We start from the raw sequence: 16,624 nt of genomic DNA, 5'->3' as shown, positions 1-16,624 counted from the left end.
TCGACTTCACCGACCGCAGCCACACCGGCCGGTCCACCGACCGGTCCCGTCCGTAGGTCGCCAACAGGGCCTGCGCCTCGATCGGATCACCCAACCGGGTTCCCGTCCCGTGCGCCTCCACCACATCGACCCCACCGGGCTGCACTCCCGCGGCCGCCAACGCCTGCCGGATCACCCGCTGCTGCGCCGGCCCGTTCGGCGCCGTCAACCCGTTCGAGGCACCGTCCTGGTTCACCGCCGAACCAGAAACCACCGCCAGCACCGGCCGTCCCGCCGCGACCGCGTCCGACAACCGCTGCAACACCAACACACCCACACCCTCGGACCACGCCGTCCCGTCCGCCCCCGCCGCGAACGCCTTACACCGCCCATCAACAGACAACCCACGCTGCCGCGAGAACTCCACGAACATTCCGGGCGTGGCCATCACCGTCACCCCACCGGCCAACGCCACCGACGACTCACCCCGCCGCAGACTCTCACACGCCAGATGCACCGCCACCAACGACGACGAACACGCCGTGTCCACCGTCACCGCCGGCCCCTCCAACCCGAAGTGGTACGCCACCCGACCGGTTATGACGCTGGCGGTCGTACCGGTGAGCCGGAAGCCAGCCGCATCACTCGACGCGTCGTGCAGCGGCGGGCCGTACTCCTGCGACATGGCGCCCACGAACACGCCGGTACGGCTGCCGCGCAGCGAGTCCGCGGCGATGCCCGCCCGCTCGAACGCCTCCCACGAGGTCTCCAACAACAACCGCTGCTGCGGATCCATCGCGGTCGCCTCGCGCGGACTGATCCCGAAGAACTCCGCGTCGAACAGATCCGCGTCATACAGGAAGCCACCACGACGGACGTACGACGTCCCCCGATGATCCGGATCGTCGTGGAACAGGTTCTCCAGATCCCAACCCCGGTTCGTCGGAAACTCGCTCACCGCGTCCGCGCCGTCTGCCAGCACGTGCCACAGCGCCTCCGGTGAGTCGACCCCGCCGGGATAACGGCAGCTCATCGCCACAATCGCGATGGGTTCGTCGGTCGCCGCCGCCGGTGCCGAGTCATCCGATCCGGCCACCTGCGCGCCGGCCAGCTCCGCAGCCAGGTACCGGGCTACCGCGAGGGGGGTGGGCCGGTCGAACAGCAGGGTGGCCGGCAGCCGTAGGCCCGTCGCGGCGGCCAGCCTGTTCCGCAACTCCACCGAACCCAACGAGTCGAAGCCCAACGACTTGAAGCTGGCCTCGACGGCCACGTCGTCGCCGCCCGGATGCCCCAGCAGCGCCGCCGCGGTGCCGCGTACCAGGTCCAACATCGCCCGCTCGCGCTCCTGGGCACCGAGCGCGGCGAACCGCGGGTCCCGACCCGCGGTCGTCGCAGCGTCGGTGGTCTCGTCCTCCCGCCACGGCCCGGCCGGCAACTCCCGGTGCTGACGGTGCCAGTCGGCGAGGGCGGGCAGCAGCGACCCGAGCGCGCCGCGCTGGTCGAGATCGGTACCCAGCGTCGCGGTCAGCGTCTCCAGGTCCTGGCCGGCCACGGCCGCCCAGAACCGGTCCTCGTCGGTGTGCGGCACCGGGGGCAGCCAGTGCCGCTCCCGCTGGAACGGGTACGTCGGCAGCGACACCGACCGGCTCGAGGGGGTCAGCTCGGCCCAGTCCACCGGCGCGCCGCCGACCCACGCCGCACCGGCCGCCCGGCGGAACCTGCCCAGCCCTCCGTCCCCGCGCTGGAGCGTGGCGATCGCAGCCCCGACACAGCCGGCAGCGTCGAGAATCTCCTCGATGCCCTGGGTCAGGATCGGGTGCGCACTGCACTCGATGAACAGCCGGTGCCCCGACTGAACGAGGGTCGCCACCGCCAGGTCGAAGCGGACCGCAGAGCGCAGGTTGTCGAACCAGTACCCGGCGCTCAGGGCAGCCGCGTCCACGACGTCACCGGTCATCGACGACACCAGCGGCATCCGCCCAGGCGCGGTCGGCACCTCGCCCAGGAGTTCCTCGAGGGGAGCCCTCAGCGCATCCATCAGCGGGGTGTGCGAGGCGTAGTCCACCTCGATCCAGCGGACCCGCACCCCGTCCGCCTCAAGCGCCGGCACCCAGCCGGTGAGCGCCTCGACGGTACCCGCCACGACGGTCGACGCCGTACCGTTCACCGCGGCGACCCACACCGACGGCGCCAGCCGCCGCGACACCTCCTCGACAGGCAAGCCGACCGAGACCATGCCGCCACCGGGTGCCGCCGATGCCAGGACCCGCGACCGCAGCGCCACCACCCGGACGGCATCGTCGAGCGAGAGCACCCCGGCAACCACGGCCGCGGCGATCTCGCCCTGGGAGTGGCCCACCACCGCAGCCGGCGTGACACCGATCGACTCCCATACCGCGGCCAGGGAGACCATCACGGCCAGCAGGACCGGCTGCACCACGTCCACCCGGTCCAGGCTCGGCGCGCCCGGTACGGACCGCACCACATCGCGCAACGACCAGTCCACGTACGGCCTCAGCGCCCGCTCGCACTCCGCCATGCGGGCGGCGAACACCGGGGAGGTATCCCACAACTCCACCGCCATGCCCGCCCACTGCGCCCCCTGGCCCGGGAAGACCAGTACCGGGCCGACGCCGCCGACTACCGAACCGGTCAACACGTCCGGCGCGAGGACCCCGGCGGCGAGTTGGGCCAGCCCGTCCCGGAGGGCGTCGCGGCCACTGCCCAGCACGACACCGCGCCACTCGAACGCGGTCCGGGACGTCGCCAGCGAGAAGGCGACATCGGCGAGCGAAGCTCCACCGTCCCCGGCAACCGACTCCGACAACCGCTCGGCGCCCGCCCGCAGACCCGCCAACGACCGTCCGGAGAGCGTCCACGCCATCTCGGGCTCTGGGGCCGGGTCCGGAGTTACCGGGCCGTCGGGGTCCACCGGCCCGTGCACGGCCGGAACGGGCGACGGGTCGACCGCCGGCGTCGCGCCCTGCGGCGGGCCGCCGAGCACCAGGTGGCAGTTCGTGCCCCCCATCCCGAACGAGGAGACGCCGGCCACGACGGAGCGGTCCGCCCACGGTCGTGTCCCCGGTCCGGTCTGGACCCGCAGCCCCCACTCGTCCAACGGGATGCGGGGATTGGCGGTCTCGAAGTTGAGGCTGGCCGGGATCTGCCCGTGCCCGATGCTCAGCGCGACCTTGATCAGACCGGCGATGCCGCCAGCGCCCTCGAGGTGCCCGATGTTGGTTTTCACGGAGCCGACGAGCAGCGGTTCCCCGTCGAGACGTCCGGTGCCGAGCACCCGACCGAGCGCCCCCGCCTCGATGGGATCGCCGACCGGCGTACCGCTGCCGTGCAACTCGACGTACTGGACCACGGTGGGGTCGAGACCCGCCCGCGCGTACGCCTCCCGGAGCACGTCCTCCTGCGCCCGCTGGCTCGGTACGGTCAGACCGTCGCTCTCGCCGTCGTTGTTCACCGCGCCGCCGAGGATCACGCACCAGACGGGATCTCCGTCCGTCATTGCCTGCGACAGCTTCTTCAGTACGACGACGCCGGCGCCCTCCCCCCGGACGAAGCCGTTGGCCCGGGCGTCGAAGGTCCAGCATCGGCCGTCCGGTGACAGCCCCCCGAACCGGGCGGCCTTCACGGTGCTCTCGGCGGTCAGATTGAGGTTGACTCCGCCCGCGAGGGCCAGCGTCGACTCGCCCCGGCGCAGGCTCTCACACGCGAGGTGCACCGAGACCAGCGACGACGACTGGGCCGCGTCGACAGCGAGGCTCGGGCCGCGCAGGCCGAGGCGGTAGGACACACGGTTGGCGATGATGGCCCGGTGGAGTCCGGTGAATGTGTGCCGGTCGACGAGGGCGGCACCGTGCCGGTGCACCATGGTGGCGTAGTCGTCGCCGATGGCCCCGACGAACACGCCGGTCCGGCTGCCGCGCAGCCGCTCCGGGACGATCCGGGCGTGCTCCAGCGCCTCCCAGCTCAGCTCCAGCATGAGGCGTTGCTGGGGATCCATCGCGGCGGCCTCCCGTGGCGGGATGCCGAAGAAGGCGGCGTCGAACCCCTCGACGTCGTCGAGGAACCCGCCGTACCGGGGGGCGGGCAGGACCGCCGGATCCCACCGGTCGACGGGCGCCTCGGTGACCGCGTCGCGTCCGGCGGCGAGTAGCTCCCAGAACCCCTCCGGGTTCGGCGCCCCGGGCAGCCGGCAGGCCAGCCCGATGACCGCGACCGGCTCGTCCAGGACCGCGGCGCTCTGGTCGATCCGGCGGTTGTCGCGTTCGCTCATGTGACGCCTCACTGATCCTCGTCCCCGGACACACGAGGGTGGCGGGAGAGCGAGTCCGAGGCGTGGCTGGCGTCGTCGCGCATCACAGAGCAGCCGGCAGAGTCGTCTTCCGGTCCCCGGGTGAAATCGAGCCATCGATTACCGGGGAAGTTTCGTCCGCCCGTCCGGAGCCCGTCCAGAGCGGCCCGGTGGCATCGTGCTGCCTGCCGGTTACGGCCAGCGCCGCGTGTCCGGCGCCGATGACCGCGATCGGATCCGCGCCGGCGGTGCCGCTCGCGCCGACCTCATCCGGCCGCCGGATTCGGCCAGTGGCGGCGCCTGGAAACAACCCGCCCGGTCGGCCAGCCTGATGAACACCCAGACAACGAAGGCGGACGATGATCGGCGACACAGCGCTGGCAGCCAAGACGGATCGGGAACGCCTCGATGAGCTGGTCCGTGACTACGGCACCCCGCTCTACGTCTACCGGCTCGATGCCGTCCGCGACGCGGTCGACGGCATCCGGCGGTCCCTGCCGGACGAGGTCCGGCTGCTGTACTCGGCGAAGGCCAACCCGCACCCGGCCATCCTGCGTGCCGTCACCGCGCATGGGGCCGGGTTGGAGGTCAGCTCCGTCGGGGAGGTGGCGGCGGCGACCGGGATCGGTGCGGTGGCCGGTGAGTTGCTCTACACGGGGCCCGGCAAGACGGTCGGTGAGATGACGTCGGCGATCCGTACCGGGATCCGACGGTTCTCCGTCGAATCGCTCGTCGACCGGGACCGGCTGGCCGCCTCAGCCGGCGACAGCGCCGTCGACTACCTGGTCCGGATCAACGCCCCCGGGCAACGCCGGGGCGCCGGCCTACGGATGACCGGCAAACCGTCCCAGTTCGGCGTCGACTCCGCCGACCTGGTGGCCTGGCCCGAGCTGCTACGACCGGTCGGGCGCACCCGGCCGGTGGGGTTCCACATCTTCTCGGCCACCAACGTGCCGGACGAGGCGGCGCTGCTGACCGAACTGGAGACCAACATCGGTACCGCGGTGTGGGCCGCCGAACAGAGCGGCTTCACGGCCACGACGATCGACATCGGCGGTGGCTTCGGTGCCCCGTACGCGGCGCCGGGTCGCCGGCCGGACTACCCCGGCCTGCGGGTCGGGTTGTCCCGTGCGCTCGACCGCGCCCTGCCCGGCTGGCGCTCCGGCGAGCCACGGGTGGTGGTGGAGTCCGGCCGGCATCTGGTCGCCGAGTCGGGCACGCTGCTCACCACCGTGCTGGACGTCAAGACCAGCGGCCCGCACACCTACCTCGTCTGCGACGCCGGGATCAACGCCCTCGGCGGCATGCACGGCCTGGGTCGCCTGCTCTCCCTCGCCGCACAGCCGGTCGGCCCCGATCACGACGACACCACCAGCACGACCATCCTGGTGGGTCCGCTGTGTACCCCGATGGACATCCTGAGCCGGTCGGCCACGGTGACGAGGCCGGCGGTGGGTCAGGTGCTCGCCATCCCGAACGTCGGGGCGTACGGCCTGACCGCGAGCCTGGTCGCCTTCCTCGGCCGGGAACTGCCGGTCGAAGTCGTGCTCGACGGCCACGAGGTGGTCGATGCACGGCGGTTGTCACTCACCGCATCGGCGGCGCCCCGCCAACCACGGTGAGAGACAGGGGCGCGATCGCCTGACTTCCCGAAGTCCGAACATCGTTCGCGTATCGACCCGCGAACGACCCACCCAGGCCAGGATCACCGGCCGCACCCTCAAGGAGAAAGCCATGTCCCGCTCGACCGGCTCCACTGTCCCCCGACGCCGTCGGTGGTCTGCACTGTTCGCCGTCGGCGCCGCCACCGCGGCCCTCGTCGGCACCGCCGCGCCTGCGGCAGCCGGCCCGGCGAACAGCGCTGCCGCCGGTAACTGTCCGTTCAGCGCGACGCTGTGCCTGTTCGACCAGACGTCGTTCGGCGGTGCGCGGTTCGCCGTCAAATCGGTGGTCCCCGGTGGCACGTGCGTCAGCCTGAACGACAGCGGTTGGGGAAACCGGGCACGCTCGGCGATCAACACCGCCAGCCGCAGCGCGGCCCTGTTCTCCAACGACGACTGCCTCGGCGGCCCGTACCAGGTAGCGCCGAACGCCAGTCTGTCGGACCTGGGCAGCTTCCGGCCGCAGAGCGTCTGGGTGTCGTAGCCGTTCCCGTGACCCGGCCCCTGCGGTCGCGGTGCTCACCGCCACCGTGATCCCCTGGCCGGTCCTCCTGGTCACGCCCTCAGCGTTGCTACGCCGGCATCGGTGCGTACGATCCCGCGCCGCTACCGGCGTGGTCCGGCGCCTCGTCGCGGCGGCCCGACCTGGACCCAGTTCCTGGTACCCGGCCGCCGTGACGAGGCGCCGGTGGGCGTGGCCGCAGCCGGATGTTCGACCGCTGGGCGTCCCCGGCACCGACGACGTTCGTCCACGGCGCACCCTCGGCGGTGCTGCACGGCGCCGTCCTGCGGGTGTTCGCCCGGGCGAACGACGGGCCGTTCTGGCAGAACCATCTGGTCGACGGCCAGTGGACGTGGCAGGACCTCGCCGGCGGCATCGGCTGGTGCCGTGCGGTAGCCCGTGGGCAGAGCGGAACCAGATCCTGCCCACGGGCTAGCGGGCCGTCGGCGACAGTACGACGCTCCGCCGGCCCGCGTCGGCTCGTCGGCCAGCGGACGACGCGTCCTCGTCTCGACGACAGCGGGGCGCTACCGTGACACGGTGACTCGGAACCGCCTACTCACCGCCGCCGCCGCTCTCCTTGTCTCGATGCTCGTGATCGTCCCGCCAGCGAGTCCGGCCAGCGCGCACACCGAGCTGAGCCGTACCTCACCGGCGGCCAGGAGCACGGTCGGCAAGGCGGTGGCCGCCGTGACGCTCACCTTCAGTGGACTGATCAAGAAGTCCGGGACCAGTGTGGTGGTGACCGGTCCGGACAACGTCTCCTACAGCGACGCCGAGGCGCAGGTACTGGACAAAACGATCACGCAGAAGGTGAAGCCGCTGCCCGTCGGAGCGATCACGGTGGCCTGGCGCACGGTGTCCACCGACGGCCACACGATCAAGGGCACCTTCACCTTCAAGAACAGGTTCGCGGCTCCCACTCCGACCGCCGAACCCACCCCGGCGGCCGAGCCGACCCCGACCGCCGACCCCACCACACCGTCTGCCGCGTCGCCCGCCGCGGCAGGCGACACCGATGACGACGGGGGGTCACCCACGCTCTGGTGGGCGGTGATTCTGGGCGCCGTGCTCGCGGTCGCGGTTCTCGTGGGTCTGCTGCTCCGTCGCCGGAGACCGACCGACACGTGACGCCGCCGTAGTCGACGTCGGCCGGACATTGACACGCTTCCATGTGTCGGGGTTTGCTGTAGCCGGGCCGCAGCGGCGGGAGCGAGGAAGCACGTGGCAATTTCGGATCATCGGCTGCCACAGCGTCCGTTGGCATGCGTGGGATGAAGGTCGTGGCGCGATGACCGACATGAACGGCGACGCGACCGTCACGGAGTTGGCGCTGGCCGCAGGTCGCGGGGATCGGGAGGCGGCCGCGGCTTTCGTCGCCGCGACCCAACGGGACGTGTGGCGCTTTCTGGCTCACCTGTTCAGCCCGGCGGAGGCGGACGACCTGACTCAGGAGACCTATCTGCGGGCGCTGCGGAGCCTGCCGAAGTTCGCCGGCCGGTCTTCGGCCACCACCTGGCTGTTCGCGATTGCTCGCCGGGTCGCGGTCGACCAGGCCCGCGGGGCGGCCGCCCGACCCCGGCTGGTCGCCGACAGCGACTGGCAGACCATCGGCCGGGCCACCGAGTCTTCACGGTTCGAGGAAGGCGTGGTGCTACGCCACCTGCTGGACGGTCTGTCGGTGGAACGGCGAGAGGCGTTCGTGGCCACCCAGGTCCTCGGACTGTCGTACGAGGAGGCCGCGCGGGTGTGTGACTGCCCGGTGGGCACGATCCGGTCCCGGGTCGCCCGGGCCCGGGAGGATCTGGTCGCCGCGATGGCCGAAACGCCCCGGAAGCTTCGTTCCGTCTGACCTCAGGCGGCCCGGCGCGGGTCGAGATGGACCTGTGCGGTGCCGGTCGGCCGGGTCTGGCCGAAGATCAGCCGCAGGTGCGGCGGCGAAGGCGGGCCCGGATCGCAGGGGGCCCGCCACCGCTGCCCGGGGTCCCGCCGATCGGTGAGCGGGCTCGGTACGACTGGATCACCACCATCGGCTCCGCCGTCTTCGCGATCCCACCCGGCTGCGGACCCGGCGGCTGGATCGGTGAACAGGTACTGGGGTGAACAACGTGCTGCCAATGCCCCCCGTCAGGAAAGGACCGCCGGTGCGACGCATCGGAGCGAGGTTAGCGACGCTGGCCGTACTCGCGGCCACCGCCGCCGCGACCGGCGGGTGCTGGACGCCCGTCCGGCCTCCGCGCACGCCCAGCTACTGGGCAGCGACCCCCGGGCCGACTCGACCGTCAGCACCCAACTCGACGAGATCACGCTCACCTTCAACGAACTGGTCCGGGGCAACTTCAGCACGGTCGTGGTCACCGGACCGGACGGCGACCGGCACGGTACCGGCCAACCACGGGCAATCGACAAACGGGTACACCTGCCCGTCCAGCCCGTGCGGTCCGGGGGCTACCGGGTCGCGTACCGGGTCGTTTCCGCCGACGGGCATCCTTTCGAGGGACAGTTCCGGTTCACCGTCACGCTGCCACCTGGCGAGGAGCCGGCCCCCGCGCCCGGCGACAGCGGCTCGGCCACCGGCGCCGCCGACGCGGCGCTGGCGGCCGGGGCAACGACCGAGGAGACCGGCTCCGGCACCGGGTGGTGGCGGGCCGGCGCCATCCCGCTCGGCGCCGTTCTCGTCACCGCCGGCTTCTTCCTGGTACGCCGAGGGCGCCGGACCTCCGGCCGGTAGACACGCGGCAACGGGAGGGCACGGGGACAGCGGCCCGGCGGCGAGTTCCGGGCCGGTCAGCTTCCGGCCGGCGCCGGTGAGATCGGCGTCGCGATGTCGCGCCGCCCACGCCGGCGTACCGCCGCGACGACCAGGTCCACGGCGAGAAAGCCGAGCAGGGTGCCGCCGAACATCGGCAGTGCCCAGCCGAGCAGGAAGACCGTCGGCAGCCCGACGACGATCGCCCAGGCGGGCAGACCCCACCAGGCACCCCGGGCCACCGGGGAGGCGCCGACGATCGCCCGACGATCGGCGCGGGTAGGTCGGCGGTGCCACCACATCCGGTAACCCCAGAAGATCACGCAGAGCAGGCCGACGGCGAGCGCGGCGAGGAGGATCTGGTTGACCGGGCCGAACAGCACACCCATGTGCGCCATGATGCCCAGGCTGCTCAGCTTCGCCAGGACCGGCCAGTCGGCGTAGTCGTTGCGCGAGACCACGGTGCCGACGGCGGCGTCGACGGCCACCCCGTCCTTGCGGACCGGCCAGACGTCGTCGACCTGGGTGACCGTCCATGCCGACGACGCGTCCGCCGGCGCACCGATCTCGACCGGGCCGTCGAGTCCGTCGGTCCGGGCGATCCGGAGCACCTGGTCGATCGCGGCCGGGTCCACCGGGGTCGCACCAGCCGGGCCGCCGTGGTGTCCGCCTCCGCTGTCCGGACCCGCCGCACCGGTCAGGGTGGTGGACAGCTCCGGTCTACCGGCGTCTAGCGCCTCCAGGGCGGAGCTGAAGTGCGCACCCGCGTACCGCGACCAGGTCAGTCCGGTCGCGGAGAGGATCAGCAGCCCGATCAGCAGCCAGACACCCGTGCTCGCGTGCCAGCCCCGGGTGCGGCGTACCCCCTTGCGGGCGGTCAGGTCCGGCAGCAGCAGCCGGCGTGCCCTGCCGCGGGCGCCCCGGTGCCGCCGCCACCACAGGGCGAGGCCGCCCAGCGCGATGATCCACAACCAGCTCGCCGCCAACTCCGAGTAGTGGCGCCCGACCACGCCCAGGTGCAGGTTACGGTGCAGGTCGTCCAGCCAGGTCGTCAGCGGCGTGGCCCCGAACCAGGTGGTCAACTGCCCCAACACCCGCCCGGTGTACGGGTCGACGTACACGGTGTGCTGGTTCTCCCCCAGCTCCGGCAGGTTGAACACGACCTTCGTGGTCGCACCCTGATCGCCCGGCGTGACAGCCGACAGCGTCCCCTCCGGATGAGCCGCGATGGCGGCGGCCACCTGCTCCGACACCGGCCGCGCCGACCGGCCGTCCGCCTCGGCGCGCAGCTCCGCGCCGTACGCCATTCCGTCCAACTGCGGACTGACCGTGAACGCGAGTCCGGTCAACGCGGCCACCACGAGGAAGGGCGCGACCAGCACCCCGGCGTAGAAGTGCAGCCGCAGCAGCAACGGGCCGAACCCGTACGGTTGACTGCCGGGCGCACTCGGTGTGGACGCCTCGGCGGGCTCCGACACCGGCCCGGTTGCGCCGGCCGTGGCGGCAGAGATGACGGACATGACTTCTCCGATCGAACTCACGGCCGGCACGGATCGCCAGCGTCCTTGCAGTAGTCGTCCTCCGGCCGCATTTGGTTCCGCCGATCTCCTGCTGACCGGTCAGGACGGTCAGGTGTCACTCGCGCGAGCCTCGGCGCCGCTGGCCCGACTCCGCGCCGAACCGCCCACCGGCCCGCCGCAGCCGGCGACCATCGCGGGGCGGCGACACTGCTCGGCGCCGCCGCCGCGCGTCAGCTGGGCAGCACCTCCCACCGCGCGGAAATCCCCCCACGGCCGGCGGCCAGGCAGCCCCTCGTCAGGCCGACGTCGTGGTCGCGGGTGAGCGGCCGGACGGCTATCCGAACCGGTCAGCGAGCTTCGTGAGCTTGACGACGTACGCCGGCCAGTCATAGTCGTCGGGGATGTTGCTGTTCTCCCGCTGCCAGCCGATCGCTCCGTCGTGCTGTTCGCGCATGATGTCGGCGTGACCGGCGTGACGGGCGAGGTCGCAGGTCACATGGATGATGATCCGGTGAAGCGTCACGTCCCGTCCATCTGGCCGCCACCAGGGCACCCGGCCTGGCGCGTCGAGGGGTAGCTGTTCGATCGTCTGGTCCGCGAACACCCCCACCCGGCGATACAGGTCGATCAGCCCCTCCTTCGTCTCGCCCTCCCACGCGTACCAGTCTGCCTGCGGGTCCTCCTCGAGCGCCGGCATGGGAACCAGGTCCTGAGGTGTCGGGAACTCGCGCCCGAATGTGGGCCCGAAGTAGCCGGCTTCGACATTGAGGCAGTGCTTGAGGACTCCCAGCAGGTTGTTGCCGGTCGGGGTGCGAGGCAGTCTGGCCTCGCGTTCGCTCAACCCGTCGAGCTTCCAGATCAGGTCGTCACGAGTCGCTTGGAGGTAATGGTGCAGCGCAGCCTTCGGATCGCCGAGGTCGGTCATGCCCACCAGCCTTCCTTAATACCCCTGGCCGACTGTGGCTCGGCCCCAAGACTGGCTGGAGCAGGGGCGGAACGCGGGCTGTCGCACCCGCTCGCCGATCATGCACAGGACGGACGAGAGACGGTGGCCGTACCCACCTCGTAGGGTACGACGGGGCCGGCCTGCGTGAAGGCTCTCATAGGCGTCACGCCAGGAATCAGTGCCTGGCCAGGAAGTAGGTTCAGCACCCGGGTCCGCGCCGCGGCGGCCGTCTGGACCGGCAGGGTGGCGGCCAGTTCCCGGGCGAAGAGTCGGACGAGTCCGTACATCCGGTAGCGGCCGGGTCGGGTTTCCTGGAGCAGATGCGCGTTGGTCAGTCGCTCCAGGATCTGCTCGGCGGTCGGAGATCGGGTGTCGAGGAGGGCGGTCGTCAGGCCGACGCCGAAGTCGACCATCGGTACCAGGCCGAGGAGTGGCAATGCGATCGCGGCGGCCCGGTCCCGCGGGTCACGGCTGTCCCGTAGCCCGTTGTGGGTGGCCGCGAGGCTGGTTCGGACGGCAAGGTCGGCGGCGGTGAGTTCGTTGAGACGGTGCCGCTCGTCCAGCAGGCGGTACACGAGTTGGCCGATGGGCAGGGTCGGTCGGGCGACCAGTCGGGCCGCCGCGATCTGAATACCGAGTGGGAGGTGGTCGCAGAGCCGGGCGAGGTGGCGGGCGGCGGCCGGTTCCGCGGTTGCCCGGCCGTCGTCGCCGAGCAGTGCGTTGAGCATCGTGATCGAGGTGTCCTCGGGCAGCGGACCGAGGCAGAGGTGGCTGGCTCCCTCCAGTCCCGCGAGCCGGGTACGGCTGGTGACCAACACGGCGCTTCCCCCGCTACCCGGCAGCAGCGGGCGTAGCTGCGCCTCGGTCGCCGCGTCGTCCAGCAGGATCAGGACACGCCGCTGGGCCAGCAGGCTACGGAACATCGCCGCCGATTCCTCGACGTCGTCCGGAATTTCGGCTGGCGGCACCCACAGTCCGCGTAGCAGTCGGCGCATCGCCTGGGTTGGCGCGAGCGGCGTCATCCCCGCCGTCGCCGCGCCAAGGTTCACGTACAGGTGGCCGTGTGGAAATCGGTTCCCGAGGAGGTTCGCGACGCGTACGGCTAGTGCGGACTTGCCGACGCCGGCCGGGCCGTGCACCACGACGATCTGTGGCGGTTCGCTCGGATCGGGTGTGCCGAGCAGTGTGCGAAGGTGAGCCAACTCCTGGTCCCGGCCGGCGAAGGTGGCCACGTCGCGGGGAAGCTGCCGGGGGATCAGGTTGGCGGGCAGCGGTCGGGTGTGATCGCGACGGGGTGGGTCGTCCGCGGTCCCGGCATCGGGTCCAGGTCGTCGATCTACGGCCTGGTCGGACTCCGCGTTCCGCCAGTCCGCGTCCAGCGGTTGCACCGGCCAGCCAGGCCCCGGCGACGTCGAGGCCGTCGGCAGCGCGACAGGTGGCCGCATCCCGGCGGCGGGCATCGGCGCCGCATGGATGCGGGCTGAGCTACGCCCTGTCCCTTGTGACTTCAGCGTCGACAATTGGTGCTTCAGCCGCCGCCAGGTGGCGCGCCAGAGTTCCAGTTCCGTTCCGTCGCATCCGCAGGCACGCACGAACCGCTCTATCAGGTCCAGGGACGGCAGGGTGGCGCGGTCGAGGGCGAGCGCGTCGTGCAGGGTTGTCCGGGGCAGGCCGGTGAGGCGATGCAGTTTGGTCAGCGACGGGTCACCCGCGCAGATCCGTAGTGTCCGGAGAGCCAGGACGAACAACCGGGCGTCGTACGCCGCGGCCAGTTGCTGGGTGACCGCGGCGCGCGAGAGTTTGGTCGTCGGCGGGTCCGACTCCCGCGGCCGTGTGTGCGGTCGATGGGCGGACGCCGGCCCGCCGGCAGTGTCCGGCGCCCGTGACAGGGCTCCCGCTGTTGCCGGAACAGCCATGGTCGACTCACTTTCCAGGTACGGAGTGGACAACCGTGCTTGGCAGCGTCAACTCGTCCCTGCTGCCTGATTCGAACCAGCCGGCTCATCGCCGATGATCTGGCCAGCGGCGAGTGCGAGGCGACAGATCGGCGAGTCGGCTAGAGATCATTTGGTGGTGTATGAGAACGCCGGATCCGGTCGCCGCTCGTGCCTGTTCGGTAATGCGGATGCGGCGACCGGCTATCGGGCGTGTGTCGTCTTCGCTGTCGATCATGTGTACACAGTGTGCGTTTTGATTCGGATCTTCAAGGAACGGCCGTTGTCCCGGACAGACACAGCCCGACGTGCCTGGTAGCCGCCCTGTCCGGTGGTGGGTTACCTCGGACAGGACAACAAGTATTGCCGGGATTGACGGCAGAACCCGTGGACCGCGAGCATGGCGGGGATGGCTATTGGAAGCATGGGACCGCCCGGGACGAATGACGTTGCCAGCTTCGTCGCCGCGTTGCGCCAGCTCAAGGAACGGTCGGGCTACACCTACCGGCAACTCGAGGAGCGGGCCGCGCATCGGGGTGATTTCCTGGCTCGGAGCACGATCGCCGACCTTCTCCACCGCCAGGCGCTTCCCCGGCCCGAGACGCTGACGGCCTTTGTCCGAGCCTGCGCCCCAACGGAACCGGTCGAAGCCTGGATCGAGGCGCGGAACCGGCTCGCGAAAACGGTGGCATCACCTCGACGGCCGGGCCGGTCGACCGGCCCGGCCGGACCGGACACCGCTACCGTTGCGCATCCGCTGGTACCGCGCCAGTTGCCGGCCCCACCCAGCCACTTCGTCGGACGCGCCGCCGAGATGGCCCTGCTCAACCTCGCTGCGGACCAGCGAAGCGGAACCGGCGCGGCACTCTCGATCATCGGCGGAATCGGCGGAATCGGCAAGACGTCGCTCGCGTTGCGGTGGGCACACCTGAACCTCAATCGCTTTCCGGACGGTCAGCTCTACGCCGATCTCCGCGGCTTTGGACCGGACACGGTGCCGGTACCGCCGGAGACCACACTGCGCGGCTTTCTGGAGACGCTGGGCATGCCTGCCGCGTCGATACCGAAAGACTGGGACGTCGCCGCCGCCTCGTTCCGCAGTCTGGTGGCCGACCGGCGAATGCTGATTGTGCTGGACAACGCCCGGGACGCCAGTCAGGTCATCCCGCTCCTTCCAGGCAACCAACGGTGCGTGGTTCTGGTGACCAGCCGCCACCAGATGAGAAGCCTGGCTGTTACCCACGGTGCCCAATCGCTGAACCTCGAACGTCTCCCCGACGACGAGGCGCGGCAACTGCTCGCCGGGCACCTCGGCCGCTCACGTCTGGCCCGACGGCCTCGCGCCTCCGACGCGCTGGTGGAGCACTGTGGTGGTCTGCCGCTGGCCCTGGCGATCGTGGTGGCCAGGGCAGCCACCCACCCCAGGCACCCGCTGGATGTTCTGGCCCAGGAACTTCGCGACGCGTCCGCCCGGCTCGACGCCCTGAGCACCGGCGAACTCAGGACCGACCTCCGAGCCGTCTTCTCCTGGTCGTACCAGGCGTTGCAGCCGCAGGCCGCCGGCCTGTTCGACCGCCTCGGTCTGGTTCCGATCGCCGACATCGGACTGCCTGCGGCGTCGAGCCTGGTCGGACTGCCGCTGTCGCGAACGCGCGAACTGTTACGGGAGTTGGAGAACACCTCCCTCCTCACGCACGAGGTGCCCGGACGCTACCGGATGCACGACCTGGTCCACACGTACAGCGTGGACAACGCGCATCAGCGGCTGGGGCGATCGGCCCGGGAGGCGGCGGCGCGACGACTGGTGGATTTCTACCTGCATACCGCGTACGGCGCCGACCGGATACTGGACCCACGCCGGCCGGCGCTCGCCCTCGTCCAACACGGTCGCGGCTGTGTCCCTCAGCGGCTGCACAGCGGCACCGAGGCGATGACCTGGTTCGATCTGGAGCACGAGCGCCTGATCGAGGCGCAGGAGTTGGCGATGCGCTGGGGCTGGTACAACAAGGTCTGGCAGCTCGCCCGAACCCTGGTCACCTTCCACGCTCGACGGCGCCGCAGCCGGGATCAGATCAGGGTGTGGCGTGTCGCCCTCCTCGCGACCGAGTACGAGGAAGATCCGGCCGCGCAGGCCCTCGCGCACCGCTACCTCGGACAGGCGTACACCGCCGAAGGCCCGTTCGGCCGCGACTTCGATCACCTTCAGACGGCTCTCGACTGTGGCGCTCGGGCCGCCGACACCGCCGAACAGGCGCGTACGCACTACGCACTTTCCGTCGCCTTCGATCGCGGAGGTAACCACGAACAGGCGCTGACCCATGCACGGCAGGCGCTCGCGCTGTTCGAGGAGGTCGGCCTCCAGGTGGACGAGGCGCGGGCACACAACGCCGTCGGATGGATCAGCATTCATCTCCGGCGATATCAGGACGCCCAGCGCAGCTGCAGCCAAGCCCTCGCGCTGTTCCAGCGGCACGGGCACCCAGATGGCGAGGCAGACACTCTGCACAGTCTGGGTCGGATCGCACACCGTACCGGTGATCACCGACGGGCGCTCACCCACTATCAACAAGCCCTGGACCGGTACCGTGAGGTCGACAACACGAGGGGCCAGGTGGATTCCCTGGGCAGTCTCGGCGAGTTGTACGCCATCCTTGGCCACTACGCCGATGCCCGGCGTGCCTGGGAGCAGACGCTGGAGCTGCTGCGGGCCCAACGCCGCCGGACGGAGCTACTGGCCCTCGAAGTGCGGCTGTCCACCCTGCCGCCCGCCGCAGCGCGTAGGTCTGTCGACTGAACAGCTCGGTTCTGATGCGCTCGGCCGAGACACGATCGACGTCCAGCAGGATGTTCGGGTGCCATGGGTTGTAGACGCGGTCGCACCGAGACCAGCCCGTCGGGGCGGCGGCGGGGATTCGTGGTGGTGTCAGAGATGTGGGGTGGATCCCCGCCGCCGCGTACAGGATGGAGAAAAGGGGGTCAGATCTGGATACCGCGGGTGGCGGCGTTGGGAACGAGAGCGACGTCGCC

12 protein-coding genes are annotated in these 16,624 nt (G+C 71.0%); 8 read left to right on the top strand and 4 right to left on the bottom strand.

The window, feature by feature from the left end:
• A partial coding sequence (locus tag I0C86_RS18445) for a type I polyketide synthase (RefSeq protein ID WP_196202486.1) occupies positions 1-4,267 on the bottom strand: 4,267 nt, incomplete at its 3' end.
• Positions 4,268-4,644: 377 nt separating this feature from the next.
• On the opposite strand from I0C86_RS18445, the gene I0C86_RS18440 reads away from it, so the two are divergent.
• The 7 genes from I0C86_RS18440 (at position 4,645) to I0C86_RS18410 (ending at position 9,179) form a co-directional block, all read left to right on the top strand.
• Positions 4,645-5,907, top strand: coding sequence for a type III PLP-dependent enzyme domain-containing protein (locus I0C86_RS18440; protein WP_196202485.1), 1,263 nt, complete (start codon positions 4,645-4,647; stop codon positions 5,905-5,907).
• A 112-nt stretch (positions 5,908-6,019) separates the two neighbouring features.
• The gene (locus I0C86_RS18435; protein ID WP_196202484.1) at positions 6,020-6,430 is read left to right on the top strand and encodes a peptidase inhibitor family I36 protein; all 411 of its coding nucleotides are present in this window, start codon (positions 6,020-6,022) and stop codon (positions 6,428-6,430) included.
• Positions 6,431-6,654: 224 nt separating this feature from the next.
• Complete coding sequence (locus I0C86_RS18430; RefSeq protein WP_196202483.1) at positions 6,655-6,984, top strand: hypothetical protein; 330 nt, start codon at positions 6,655-6,657, stop codon at positions 6,982-6,984.
• 4 nt (positions 6,985-6,988) lie between these two features.
• A complete protein-coding gene (locus I0C86_RS18425) occupies positions 6,989-7,579 on the top strand; it encodes a copper resistance CopC family protein (RefSeq protein ID WP_196202482.1) in 591 nt (196 codons plus the stop codon).
• A 169-nt stretch (positions 7,580-7,748) separates the two neighbouring features.
• Positions 7,749-8,300, top strand: coding sequence for a sigma-70 family RNA polymerase sigma factor (locus I0C86_RS18420; protein ID WP_196202488.1), 552 nt, complete (start codon positions 7,749-7,751; stop codon positions 8,298-8,300).
• 77 nt (positions 8,301-8,377) lie between these two features.
• Positions 8,378-8,551, top strand: a complete 174-nt coding sequence (locus I0C86_RS18415; RefSeq protein WP_196202489.1) for a hypothetical protein — start codon at positions 8,378-8,380, stop codon at positions 8,549-8,551.
• Positions 8,552-8,660: 109 nt separating this feature from the next.
• Positions 8,661-9,179 carry a copper resistance CopC family protein gene (locus I0C86_RS18410; RefSeq protein WP_196202481.1) on the top strand — a complete coding sequence of 173 codons (519 nt, stop codon included), beginning with the start codon at positions 8,661-8,663 and terminating at the stop codon, positions 9,177-9,179.
• A 56-nt stretch (positions 9,180-9,235) separates the two neighbouring features.
• On the opposite strand, the gene I0C86_RS18405 is transcribed toward I0C86_RS18410, so the two are convergent.
• The 3 genes from I0C86_RS18405 to I0C86_RS18395 form a co-directional block, all read right to left on the bottom strand.
• Entirely contained in the window at positions 9,236-10,717 is a 1,482-nt protein-coding gene (locus I0C86_RS18405; protein ID WP_196202480.1) for a PepSY-associated TM helix domain-containing protein, read from the bottom strand.
• 334 nt (positions 10,718-11,051) lie between these two features.
• Entirely contained in the window at positions 11,052-11,642 is a 591-nt protein-coding gene (locus I0C86_RS18400; RefSeq protein ID WP_196202487.1) for a DinB family protein, read from the bottom strand.
• A gap of 98 nt (positions 11,643-11,740) precedes the next feature.
• On the bottom strand, positions 11,741-13,411 hold the full coding sequence (locus I0C86_RS18395) for an NB-ARC domain-containing protein (RefSeq protein ID WP_196202479.1): 1,671 nt from the start codon (positions 13,409-13,411) through the stop codon (positions 11,741-11,743).
• A 595-nt stretch (positions 13,412-14,006) separates the two neighbouring features.
• Here I0C86_RS18395 and I0C86_RS18390 point away from each other — a divergent pair.
• Positions 14,007-16,391, top strand: coding sequence for a tetratricopeptide repeat protein (locus I0C86_RS18390; RefSeq protein WP_196202478.1), 2,385 nt, complete (start codon positions 14,007-14,009; stop codon positions 16,389-16,391).
• The last annotated feature ends 233 nt before the right edge of the window (positions 16,392-16,624 follow it).

Source organism: Plantactinospora alkalitolerans, assembly GCF_015690345.1.
Taxonomy (GTDB): Bacteria; Actinomycetota; Actinomycetes; order Mycobacteriales; family Micromonosporaceae; genus Plantactinospora; species Plantactinospora alkalitolerans.
This window is presented reverse-complemented; position numbering and strand designations above follow the sequence as displayed.

Coding starts and splice junctions, on each gene's coding strand:
- I0C86_RS18390 (WP_196202478.1), top strand. CDS start 14,007: ATGGCTATTGGAAGCATGGGACCGCCCGGGACGAATGACGTTGCCAGC.
- I0C86_RS18405 (WP_196202480.1), bottom strand. CDS start 10,717: ATGTCCGTCATCTCTGCCGCCACGGCCGGCGCAACCGGGCCGGTGTCG.
- I0C86_RS18420 (WP_196202488.1), top strand. CDS start 7,749: ATGAACGGCGACGCGACCGTCACGGAGTTGGCGCTGGCCGCAGGTCGC.
- I0C86_RS18440 (WP_196202485.1), top strand. CDS start 4,645: ATGATCGGCGACACAGCGCTGGCAGCCAAGACGGATCGGGAACGCCTC.
- I0C86_RS18430 (WP_196202483.1), top strand. CDS start 6,655: ATGTTCGACCGCTGGGCGTCCCCGGCACCGACGACGTTCGTCCACGGC.
- I0C86_RS18400 (WP_196202487.1), bottom strand. CDS start 11,642: ATGACCGACCTCGGCGATCCGAAGGCTGCGCTGCACCATTACCTCCAA.
- I0C86_RS18435 (WP_196202484.1), top strand. CDS start 6,020: ATGTCCCGCTCGACCGGCTCCACTGTCCCCCGACGCCGTCGGTGGTCT.